Here is a 12114-nt window from a genome sequence, read left to right as displayed (position 1 = left end):
ATTACAATCATGAAGTTGAGCATGAATTGGGTAACGCTTAGGGTGCGCGATCTGGAGGCTTCCCTTGATTTTTATAACCGGATTCTGGGGCTTCCCATTGACCGCAGATTTGAGAGTAGAGGAAAACAAATTGTTATGTTAGGCACAATGGATCAGCCCAAGATCGAGCTTATTCAGGGTAGCGATCCGGCACTGAAGCCTGAATGCGGCGTTTCTATTGGTTTCGAAGTGGAATCGCTCGACGATGCCATAGAGTATTTGAAAAACCAAGGCATCCCCGTCGCACGCGGACCGATCACGCCAAATCCTCATCTGCGATTCTTATATATACTGGATCCAGACGGCTTTGAGGTACAGTTAGCGGAGCATAGCTAGACTAGCTTTTTTCAAACCAAAAGAGGAGTGTCCCATTAGCCATGAAATGGCCGCTGTGACACCCCTCTCTTTGAATATGATGTACCCACCTGATGTTAGAAATCCTGCAAATGTGCAGGCATTTCCATTGTTATCGCTGGGTTGCTACTTCTAGAGCAGAAATAACTGCAGATTCTAGCTCATTCTGTTATTTTACGAGCTACCAGCGCCAAGTCGTTCAAATTAATTACGCCATCTTTATTGACATCGGCACGTTTGGCCTCAGCCCAATCCGGACTGTTGGTATCCTTGCCATATTTAGCAGCGACAATCGCCAAGTCACCAATGGACACTTTGCCATCTTTATTGATGTCACCAGTCATGCCAGGCTCCGGCTCTTCTGCAGTTATCTTGAGCTTATGGCTCGACGTGACAATTTCGCTCTCCTTGCCTTCCGCATCTGCTACGATCACTTTTTCAATCTGAATAATACTCTCTGTAGCTTCCGCCACTGTCTTTGTACCAAAATCCAAGGATAACAGCTGCAAATTGCCAGTCACAGCATTTCCCACACCTTCACTCACTACCAGCAGTCGCAGTTTTCCAGGCGTGTGATTAGCAGTTTCAAGCACCTGGATTCCACTACGCAAGGAAGTAGCAGATTTGAATTCCAATAGTTTAGGATCATAATTCATGGTTACATCCATCGCATATACAGCATCTGTTACACTCTTTACCCCAAACACCAGTTGAAAGTCCTTACCTCCAGCTACAGTGTCTACCCCAGACAGAACAGAAGTCATCTTATCCGATGGATCAACCTCACCATTCCCGTCTTTTTTAACGGTAATGATCTCGTGGATCTTGGGTTTAGTCGAACCCTCCCACTGAATCTTCATTTCAAACACATGACTATACTTGGAGGTATCAAATGTATTATAAGAGGAGGACAGGTTACCTACCTTATGCCATCCACTCGCATCTCGCACGGACACCGCAGCGTTTGAATGATCCGATGGATTTTGCAAAACTATCACTTCTTTTACCCGGGTATCCTTCGACAACTTATAATTTAAGGAACCCGTATTCCCAGTACCCGGCATATAGAAGGTGGATAGCTTTTGGTCAACGGACAGAGATGCTTCATTCCCTATAACTCCAGCAGGTTCAGCCTGAATAGCCGGATTGGCAGTTCCAGGTCTTTCAATCCCCTCATTAACCAAAATTTCATTGAGCGCGAGCCAGGCATCTTGTGTTTCTGTTGAAATCAATCTTACATATCGGGCTTGCTTGCCACCTTCAACTTGAACTCGCTTATAACGGTAAGGCACCTCGTGCTCTGGGAAATTCAAACTCCGATCGCTTGGATTAGTAAACGTATGGATCGTATCCCATGTCTGTCCGTCTAGTGACAGCTGTAAATCTCCCTTACGGAAGAAATCTCCTTCACCGTCTCCAATCACAACAGCTACATTCTGGACATTCACCACACCGCCCATGTCGATCTGAATGTACTTCCCTTTCGATTGATTCGAGCCGAACCAAACCTTGTTCTCTAAAGAGGCATTGTACACGTTGTTGATAGAACCTTCATAAATGCTTCCGTAATTATGAGTAATCATAGGTGGAGAGAATTTGTTCAGCTTGATCATGAGCTTTGTCAGATCTACAGTGATGTTCTCATTCCCCTTGTTTATGATCCGGAAATAGGCAGCACTAGCAAACGCCCCATTCCCGTTATTAACTTGTTCCCATTCCACGCCGTTCTTTGAGGATTCTAACCGGACTTCTCCGTTTGAAGCTTCCAACACCACTTGTGTAATTTCTTCAATGGATTTCAAATTAATCCCAACATATTGGGATGGCTTTAATGTGATTCCGTTCATATTCGATAATTGCACAGAATTATCTGCTACCATAACAGGAGTATCCTTCAACTCTGTCACATCGGTGTAAATGGCTACCTTATCTTTACCTGCATTTACGGAAAACTCACGAACTGCCGTCCATAAATCAGGCTTACCTCCAGGTATTCCAGCATGAGTCAATCGATATCGAACCATCCTTACATTCACACTAAGCCCGGAAGCAGAAATTTTATACCCGGAACGCTCTTCTCCGATTGCAGTCCATTCTTGACCGTTCACGGAATACTCAAGAATTCCCCTTTGGAATATATCGTGATCATCATCCGTTCTACCTTGTGTGATCGCTATTTCTTCCACTTTAATGGTTTTGCCAAAATCAACACCATACCAGTCTCCATTCTGTTGAAGGGTCTGAATATAGACGTTCGTTGCTAAATCTCCGTCTACCATCAGGTTTAATCCGGAAGGAGAACCGTAAGAGCTTACAGCTAGAGGTTTAACATATTCCGGGTCTACCAAAGTGTAAATCTGAGCATCTAATTTATTAATGAGCTGCTCAGCAAAAGGAACCAGCCGCTTTGCTCCTGCTTCAACCGTCACATCTGGAGAATTAAGTTTACTAATTTTGAATGTTTTGGATAAGCTTAATGCGCTTGTGGCTTTGGCAAGTGCCTCCCATGCTTGATCAACGTTCTCTTTCTGGATCGCGATCGCAGAGAGGACTGCCGATTTATCGGCAAGAACGACATTTTGCAGGCTATTGAGCCATGGATCAATTTCTTCTTCCATATTTTCATTCGTGTTATTTACTCTAAATGACGCGATAGCATCCAATATTAGATCAAATTCTTGAATCAATGTATTTCCCGTCGTTTCTGTCGGCTGACCACTTGAGTATTGACTTAAGAATTGCGTTAGCTCCGTTTTGATATTTTCCGATTCACCTACCACAAGTCCATGACCGCTAGGCGACGGGTCACTCATATGATAGGCAATCGTATTCAGCTCAGAGGCAACTTCAGGGGCAACATGCTTAAATGAATCTAGCCAGCTCTCCTCTTGATCAAAATCATCTACATTCCAAGTGTAATCCGCTACCGCGAAGATCCCAATCTTAGATAATTCCGCATGCTTCATAGGATTAGTCACCACACCAGAAATATTATGTGTCCCTGGAATGAGCACTTCTGCTTTACCTAGCAGCAGTCTTGCATCCTTATAGTCATTCACTGGCCAGTTTAACCACATATACGGATCTCTTCCATGTGCATCTTTCGGCCACTGCATATCTGCCGCATTAACAGACGCAACAACACCGTTTCCGGTCCACATTATATCTACATTCTCTGGCACATTTCTCAAGGCTTCAAGATAGGGTCTGCCAGTCGTTCCGGTCCAGCTTTTATTGTAATATGGAGGGCAATAAATTAATGATTTAACATCTTTCTTGGACGTCACCCAATTCGCAACATCTGTAATTAGCTTCACATGTTTATCTTTATCTACTAATGATTGTGAGGTGCTGATATCATCCATGAATAGTCCAAATTGCCGTACGCCCACACTATACAATTGTTCAAGCTTTGCAAGTAAGGTTTGGAGTTCTGCATTATAATTGTTCCAATTGATCATATTGAACCCTGGATGAATCGCCCATACAAACTGCGTCTTGGATTCATGTCCGACATCAACCAGTTCTTTGATCTTGGCATGCTCAGCTGCAGGATAGGGTGTTCTCCACTCTGCGTTATGGTACTTGTCATCTTTAGGTGCAAATATATAAGTGTTCATCTTCAGCTCTCCACCGAAACGCATCAAGCTCATTCGATCTTCATGTGACCAGGGTGTGCCGTAAAATCCTTCGATAAATCCCCGCGAGCGGGTATCAGAGAAATCTTCGATAGTGAGATTACGAACCTGCAGATCAGGAATTTGATCAAAAATCATCTTCAGCGTTGCCAGGCCATAATAAGCCGCATCCGTATTTTTACCTAATATCGCAATAACACCTTTATTCTGTTGCTTGGTGCTAACGTTAAGAACATAAGCGTCCAGCTCATTGAAGTGATCCGCCTCATAGGGAATATTTTGAGTGAAGTAGTTGTCTACATAGCCTGATGAATTTTTAGTTCCCAAAAAGATGTTTGTTTTCCCTGCCACTACAGCTCCTGACTCAGTAACCTGAAGTGATTTGGAATCCAGTATCTTTTGAAGCAGCTTTCTTGTCGGCTGGTCAATCGAATCTTCAATAACAACGTTTACATTTTGTGTAATGGTTAAGGTTGTCTCTTCTTCGGTTTGTTGCTGCGGTAATGGATAGATTTCATAGGATTCCGTTAATTTTGCATCTTTTTCCGGAAGATCAGAAGCTACATCCGCTGCAGCTGCAAAACTGGAGAACAAGCCGGCCACCATCATAAGTGTAATGAAGATACTGAGAATCTTCTTCGGCATTTCCTTAGCACCTCCTAAAATACCAGCAATTAACCTTTCAACGCACCTGCTGTTAACCCACCCGTAATTTGACGTTGATACAACACATACATCACAATGACGGGAATCATAGAAATGGAAAGACCCGCAAACAATGGCCCCCATTCTGTTCTGTACTGCATTTCCCCTTGCATAATGGCTATTCCTACAGGAATGGTGTATTTCGCTGGATCGTTGATCAATACTGTGGCCATAATGTACTCATTCCACACCGTTAAAGCATTCATAATTCCTACTGTGATTAATCCTGGCTTCGATAATGGCAACATGATCTTGAAGAAAACGCCATATAGTGAAGATCCATCAATTGTTGCGGCTTCTTCAAGCTCACGGGGAAGTGCCTTGAAAAACCCAACCAGAAAGAAGATACCGAATGGAAGGATGCCAATAGTTCCGACAGAATAAACAAGCGTGAGCCCTACTAAGGAGTTGGACAAATTCATATCTCCGAGAAGAAAGAACAACGGTATCAATCCGAGTGTGGTTGGAATCATCATTGAAGCAACGTATACAAAATAAAACAAACCTCTAGATTTAAAGGTAAACCGGGCTAATATATACGCTGTTGTAGCAGCCATAATAAGGGATAACAGTGTACTAGCCACGGTTACTATAATGGAGTTAAGAAAGTAATCGCCAAAGTTTGCTCTGCTCCACACATTTGTATAGTTTTCAAAACGAAAAATAGATGGAAAATCCCACGGTTTCCCTAGCATAACCTGCTGATTATCCTTTAAGGATGTCAGGAATGTCCAAAGAACAGGATATAAGACTACCAAGCTCCACAAGATGAGGAAAAATCGAACTGCAATTTTTGATATCAGCAGAAGTGGTTTTTTGGCGGGATTATCGTTCAAAGTATTGTCCTCCTTACATTTCAATGGACTCCCGGTGAAGAATGCGCTGCAAAATTAGAGTTGTGATTAAAGATAACAGTAATATCAGCACCCCTATGGTTGCCCCGTAGCTTAAATGGAACTGTTTGAAGCCCATCTGATACAAATAATAACCGAGAACTTGTGTCTGATTATCCGGGCCACCATCCGTCATCAGCTTAACAATAATAAAGGAGCCGTTCAGTGTTGTGATTACGATGTGAATGATCGAGGTTTTGAATTGCTCCCAGATCAGGGGTAAAGTAATTCGAGTAAACTGTTGCCATTGCCCCGCACCGTCAATACTGGCTGCTTCATATAGCGAGGAAGGAATACCTAGAATAGAAGCGATAATAAGCAGCATATAGAATCCGATACCAGCCCATACACTAGGAGGAAGAAGTGACCACATTGCGAGGTTTGAATCACCTAACCAGTTCGTTTCCACTGGTTTTCCTGTAAATAACGAGATGAACGCATTCAGGAATCCAAGACGGGGATTGTATATAAAACTCCACAATACACCGATAACGGCTACGGAAATGATATTCGGAAAGAAAAACACCACTCGGTAAAAACCGTATTCTTTCAATTTTAAACGGGTCAATGATACTGCGAAAAACGTTGCAAACAACATGATTAAGATGACCTTCCAAAAAATCAAGAAATAATCATTCGAAATGGCTTTTGGTATGATCTCATCCGAGAATAATTGTCTATAATTATCAATACCGATAAAATTCATCGATTCGGACCCACCTGACCAATCGAAGAAGCTTAAGTACAAACCTCGAAACAGCGGATAAATAGTGAATAAACAAAAGATAGCAAACGTAGGCAGCAAGAAACTCGCAATAAACAAATTACGTTTCCACAATTTATTGTTCTTCATGGGCGTAAGCCATCCTCCCCTTAAATTTGAAAGAACAATCAGAGGCACCTATGTCCTCTGATTGTTTAGAAAGAAGAGTCATGAACTTACTTCCGGATTTTGGCTGCCGCCTTCTCCATACGGTCCATCCATTCTTCTGGTGTAATGGAACCTTGCAGCAACGCAATGGTTGCATCATTCTCTGCCTGCTCAATGTCCGCAGCCAATTTAAATACAGGAGCAACAATCGTGTCACTACCGTTGAAATATTTCATTGCTGTTTTAACAACATCACTTGCGCCTGAAGATTCCAGATCTGCTTTGACATTCATCAAAGCGCCTGTCAGCTCAGCCCAACGAACTGCGGCTTGTTTCGTAAAGATAAATTCAATAAATGCTTTTGCTGCATCTGGATTTTTAGCCTTCTTTGCAATTGCAATGTTACTAGTGTAAGGAATAGCCACAAATTTACCGCCTGGCTTCTGCATAACGGAAGGAATGAATCCAAATTTGAAGCCTTCTGGAACATCTTTTTTCATTTCATTTTCGAGCCACAAGCCATTAGGAATCATTGCATCTTTATGCTGCAAGAAGAGCATTTGGGAGTCTGTATGACTCATACCGAACGATGCGTTATCGAAATACCCTTTGTCTCTCATATCAACGATCTTTTTCAAGGTATTCGCTACAGCATCATTTTTGAAAGAACCTTCTTTAGCAGCTTCTTGATCCTTTAAGATCTGCGGATTGTCTCCATTCTCAGATACAAAACCTGTATTTAAGAGACCTCCCACGATGTAGTATGGGTATTTACCGGTATGAATGTAAGGATATACGCCATCCGCTTTGATTTTTTCACTAGTGGCGAGGAAGCTATCCCAATCTTTCGGAACATCCCATCCCTTTTCAGTAAACAGGGTTTCATCATAGAAGGTTCCCCATGATCCGAATACGAGTGGAATCGTATAGTTTTTGCCACTGTAGTCTTGTGGAGGTGCGATCAAGTTACTCGTAAGCGGCTCTCCGTCCACATTTTTTGCATCTTTAACCCAATCTGTAATATCCATTAATTGATCGTCGAGCACCATTTGCGTTTCGTTCGAGCCTGCTCCATCGATGTATACAACATCTGGGGGATTACCTTGGATCCAGCGGGGCTTCATTTGCTCGTTGATTTGTGAACCTGCGGACTCTTTAATGTTGACATCCGGGTACTTCTTCTTGAATTCACCAATGACTTCTTTCCACCAACCGTCTCCATAACCACCGACAAAATATTGGATTTCGAGGTCTCCCGCTACTTTCGGCTCTTCGGGCTTGGGTTCGTCTGTCTTCGCTGGCTCAGTCTGCGTCGCAGCTGTTGTTTTCTCAGGAGCTGGAGCTTCAGCCCCATTTGTCCCCCCGCCACCACATCCTGCCAGAGACAATACAATGGACATCATAACTAGACTTAATGCCGCTTTCTTTTTACCCTTGCTTTTCATTGGCTATCCCCCTCGAATAAACTTGCCTGACTTCTGTAAACACTTGATTTTGTAATTCTGAATGTAATTCTATTAACGCTTTTCCATTATATAGGCTATAAAAACGTAACCACATGATCTCTTTTGATGTGGAGTTGATACTTTTTGTCCTATAGAACCTTTTTTTATTACAAAAAAAAGGACACCTGAGTAAAAACTCAGGTGTCCTTCTCTCAATTCAGTATTTTTTGAGCAATTGCTGCTAAGTCCATAATGTCGATCTTTCCGTCATTGTTAAGATCTGCTCGCTTAGCCGTCTGCCAATCTACACTATTCTGATCTTTACCATAGTGCGAAGCTGCAATCGCCAAGTCACCGATGCTCACTTTACCATCCTCATTTAAGTCTCCGGATTTTACTGGTGGCGTTTCATCTGCCTTAATCTCGACCTCAATGTTTGAGAGATCGGCTTCAGTCTCCAGTCCATTCGCATCACCAAATACAGCACTGCTTACCTCTATGCTCGCTAACTCGGACTTTGTCACTGACTTTGCTTTGAAGCTTAGTTCAAGCAACTTGGCATCACCGGTTAGACCAGTTCCCGTATTAGCCGTGATTAAGCGAATGGTTCCGCTTGGATCATTCTTTGATTCTAACACCTGTATCCCATCGTTCACCGATTCGCCCGAGATGTACTCTAGAAGATTCTCGTCGTACTTCAATCGAATGTCTTGCGCATAGGTCGCATCCGTGACATTGCTAACGCCCATGTCAACTGTAAAGGTCTGACCTTGATTTATAGACTTAGGTCCACTTAAAGTTATCGCAGTAGGTTCATTCCGTTCAACAGGAACATATTCAAAAGCATCAATCATTGCAATAGTATTCGAAGAGGTATTGTTCTTCGTTCCTTTCACGACAATCTTAATCGTATGTTCCCCTTTCGAGAGATCGGATTGTTGGAATAATACTTGCTGCTTCATCGTCGATGAACCATATCCATCAACACCCTCAGCGACTAGCTCCCCATCGAGATACACATCGAAATATCCGTGGTTTGCCTGCAAAGCGCTGATGAATTTAATCGCTGTTCCTGTAAACGTGAGCGACGCTGAAGCCCCTTTCTGATTACTATAGCTTTCTGTGCCTTTGTAATCGCCTGCGTCACTGTAAGGACTCCACGTTCCGGTGTATATAATCGAAGGATCTTTATCATCTACTTTTATTGGCAGCACAGGAGGTTTTACACTAGACACAATCTTATATTGCTGTCCTTTCACCGTTGGAAATTCAATCAAGTTCCCATTCGCAGTGAAGTTGATAGATTCCCCGCTTCCTACACGAACGACCTTGAATTTATTGGATTGTACAAATCCAGGGTATTTAACTGAAGCCTTATTACCTTGCTTAGAAGTAAGCAAGGCTTCTTTCAAGATCGTACCTTCCCAGCGCATATCCACTTCAAATCCACCTCTTGCCACAAGCCCTTTAACGTTTCCTGTAGCCCAGGCATCGGGTAAAGCAGCTAATAAATCAATACTTCCAGTTTGGCTTTGTAGAAGCATTTCTGCAATTCCTGAAGTTGCTCCGAAGTTACCGTCGATTTGGAATGGTGGATGTGTATCAAACAAATTGTCGAGTGTGCTGCCTCTAAGCTGCTCACCTAACAGTTTATGTGCACGGTTACCATCAAGCAGACGTGCCCATAAATTGATCTTATTCGCTTTACTCCACCCGGTTCCACCATCGCCACGAGAATTCAAGGTGACTCTTGCTGCTGCAAATAACTCCGGATTATTCACTTCATTAATAAGCGTACCTGGATACAAGCCAATCAGATGCGAGATATGGCGGTGCTGATCTGATGGACTATCGATATCATTCTTCCACTCCTGCACCTGCCCCCAGCTTCCGACCTGCGGCATCCATAGCCTGCTTCGTTTCTCCATGACCTCGTTACGCAGCTGTTCATCCACACCCAAGATTTCACTAGCCTTGATGAACTGTGTGAACAACTCCCAGACTAATTCCTGATCATAAGACACACCGATCGATATATCCCCTTGCTCTGGAGAGTAGGAAGGAGATGATACTAGACTTCCGTCTGAATCTTCGACCAGGTATTTAACCCAGAATTGTGTTGTTTCCTTGATAATGTCATACACTTGGCCTCTTAAAAGATCTTTATCTCCACTAAAAGCATAGTGATCCCACACCTGCTGCACCATGAAGGCGTTGGCAGCCGGTGACCAGCCCCAATAGAAATCAGAGCCTGGCGCAGTATAACCAAATGGGTTGTTGACGGTATGAATCGCCCAACCTTCCCCTTCGATTCCATGATGTCTTTGGGCTGTTTCCCTACCCGGCTCGCGCAGAGAATCAATATAATCAATGTACGGAATATCGGTTTCCGCTAAGTTAACCACCTCGGATGGCCAATAATTCATCTGTACATTGATATTCGTATGATAGTCACTATTCCAGGGTGGATTATTTACTTGATTCCATACGCCTTGTAGGTTAGCAGGCAGTGAGCCTTCCCGGGAGGATGCAATAAGCAAATAACGACCATATTGAAAAAATAATGCCTCCAAGCTTCTTTTCTCTCCGTCACTAGCATTCGTTTTATAACCATTCAAAAGCTCATTCGTAGGGAGATTTGTAGCAACCCCACCAAGATCAAGAGAAACTCTATCGAACAGTTCTTTGTAATCTGCCAAATGAGCTGCGCGCAACTGATTAAATGATTTAGCGTATGCTGCATTTAGGTTCGCTTCTACAATTTCTTTTGGCGTCTTGTCACTCTTATACGTAGGATAATTATTAGCATAATCTGTTGCAGCGGTCATCAGGATCGTGACAACACTCGCTCCGTTCACCGTAAGTTTCCCATCTTTCGCTGTTACAGTTCCTCCTTCATGCTGTACTTGAAGCTGCGCTTCATATGCCATCTTATTACTGGGTACCTTCCCACTTAGCGTCAGTTTATTTCCTTCACCCTTCACCGTATTAGACGGCTGAGCACCAGTAAGGCGAACATCGAAGGTCATCGGCTGATGCTCAGCCGTTGTCAGTCTCATCACCATGACCTTATCCGGATAACTGATGAAATACTCACGCTTGTATTTTACATTGCCCGAAGTATAGGACACTCTTACCATGGCATCATTAAGATTCAATTCACGCCGATAATCAGAGTACGATTGAGCACCGCTGTTACCTGCTTCGCTTGTCATCTCCATCTCGGACAATTGAATTTTCGTTCCGCCCTTGCTTACAAGATCGAATTTATAGAATTTATAAGCTGTAGTATTGGAAAAAGTATATGATTTCTTCAGCTTGCGGCTCGCAAACTCTTCATTGGATCTGTTATCTAGTGGGGACCACTGCTGCCCGTCATTCGAGCCTTTCAGCGTCCAGCTCTTCGGATCCCGATCAGGCACATCATTCCCTGAAGTGAATGAATAGCCGGTAATTACCTTAGCCTCTTCATATGCCCACTGCACCCAAAAAGGTGGTGCTCCATCCCCTGAATACCATTTCGTATTTTCCGAACCGTCGGTTAAATTGGAAATAGGCTCGCCGTATTGTGGATTATCCGAGCTCGCTGTTACCGTATACGCTGACTGACGGTTAAAATCTAAGAACACATCACCAAATGCTTGATACGCTCCGAAAGAACTATCACCAGCACCCATAACACCAGTAATCTTCCCTACAAGAGCCTTAGCTTCATTAATTTCCCCTTCTTTTAGAAGCTGTCTTATGGTCTCAACATGTTGCTGAGCACCGTCTTTAATACCATATTGGTAATTTGAATCTGCTCCAGGCCCACCGCTCCACAGTGTTTTTTCATTAAATTGAATTCGCTCCTGCTCAACACCACCAAATACCATGCCACCCATATAACCATTTCCAATAGGGAGCGCCTGCGTCTCCCAGTTCGTGGCCGGCGCTTGATACCATAATGACAAATTCTGATCTGCCGCAGCCGCAGTTTCAGCTGCCGACTGAACATCTGCATACACTTTTGGACCTAAGACCCCATTAGACGGAAGTATGCTGATAAGTAGCTGCGAGCAAGCGATCCATACAGATAGTAGAATTGCAGTCCTTCTGACTAATCTACTTTTACCGTTTGGCATGCGTTGATCCCCTCTCATAATAACACCCACTGATTGTAAAAATGA

6 protein-coding genes are annotated in these 12114 nt (G+C 43.3%); 1 reads left to right on the top strand and 5 read right to left on the bottom strand.

The window, feature by feature from the left end:
• Positions 1-9 precede the first annotated feature (9 nt).
• Positions 10-375 carry a VOC family protein gene (locus ACN6KS_RS09555; protein ID WP_440961873.1) on the top strand — a complete coding sequence of 122 codons (366 nt, stop codon included), beginning with the start codon at positions 10-12 and terminating at the stop codon, positions 373-375.
• 179 nt (positions 376-554) lie between these two features.
• Here the strand turns inward: ACN6KS_RS09555 and ACN6KS_RS09550 are convergent, their stop codons facing one another.
• The 5 genes from ACN6KS_RS09550 to ACN6KS_RS09530 form a co-directional block, all read right to left on the bottom strand.
• Positions 555-4676, bottom strand: a complete 4122-nt coding sequence (locus ACN6KS_RS09550) for a beta-N-acetylglucosaminidase domain-containing protein (protein ID WP_440961872.1) — start codon at positions 4674-4676, stop codon at positions 555-557.
• A 29-nt stretch (positions 4677-4705) separates the two neighbouring features.
• Positions 4706-5572: a carbohydrate ABC transporter permease gene (locus ACN6KS_RS09545; protein WP_042186596.1), complete on the bottom strand. Its 867-nt coding sequence runs from the start codon at positions 5570-5572 to the stop codon at positions 4706-4708.
• 13 nt (positions 5573-5585) lie between these two features.
• A complete protein-coding gene (locus ACN6KS_RS09540) occupies positions 5586-6482 on the bottom strand; it encodes a carbohydrate ABC transporter permease (RefSeq protein ID WP_042186594.1) in 897 nt (298 codons plus the stop codon).
• An 86-nt stretch (positions 6483-6568) separates the two neighbouring features.
• Positions 6569-7945, bottom strand: coding sequence for an extracellular solute-binding protein (locus ACN6KS_RS09535; protein ID WP_094877011.1), 1377 nt, complete (start codon positions 7943-7945; stop codon positions 6569-6571).
• 212 nt (positions 7946-8157) lie between these two features.
• The gene (locus ACN6KS_RS09530) at positions 8158-12069 is read right to left on the bottom strand and encodes a glycosyl hydrolase family 95 catalytic domain-containing protein (protein ID WP_440961871.1); all 3912 of its coding nucleotides are present in this window, start codon (positions 12067-12069) and stop codon (positions 8158-8160) included.
• Between the last annotated feature and the right edge of the window lie 45 nt (positions 12070-12114).

It is taken from the genome of Paenibacillus nitricinens (genome assembly GCF_052056485.1).
Lineage (GTDB): Bacteria > Bacillota > Bacilli > Paenibacillales > Paenibacillaceae > Paenibacillus_AQ > Paenibacillus_AQ nitricinens.
This window is presented reverse-complemented; position numbering and strand designations above follow the sequence as displayed.

Excerpts from the sequence above, each read along its gene's own strand:
- ACN6KS_RS09555 (WP_440961873.1), top strand. The coding sequence starts at position 10 with ATGAAGTTGAGCATGAATTGGGTAACGCTTAGGGTGCGCGATCTGGAG.
- ACN6KS_RS09550 (WP_440961872.1), bottom strand. The coding sequence starts at position 4,676 with ATGCCGAAGAAGATTCTCAGTATCTTCATTACACTTATGATGGTGGCC.
- ACN6KS_RS09540 (WP_042186594.1), bottom strand. The coding sequence starts at position 6,482 with ATGAAGAACAATAAATTGTGGAAACGTAATTTGTTTATTGCGAGTTTC.
- ACN6KS_RS09535 (WP_094877011.1), bottom strand. The coding sequence starts at position 7,945 with ATGAAAAGCAAGGGTAAAAAGAAAGCGGCATTAAGTCTAGTTATGATG.
- ACN6KS_RS09530 (WP_440961871.1), bottom strand. The coding sequence starts at position 12,069 with ATGCCAAACGGTAAAAGTAGATTAGTCAGAAGGACTGCAATTCTACTA.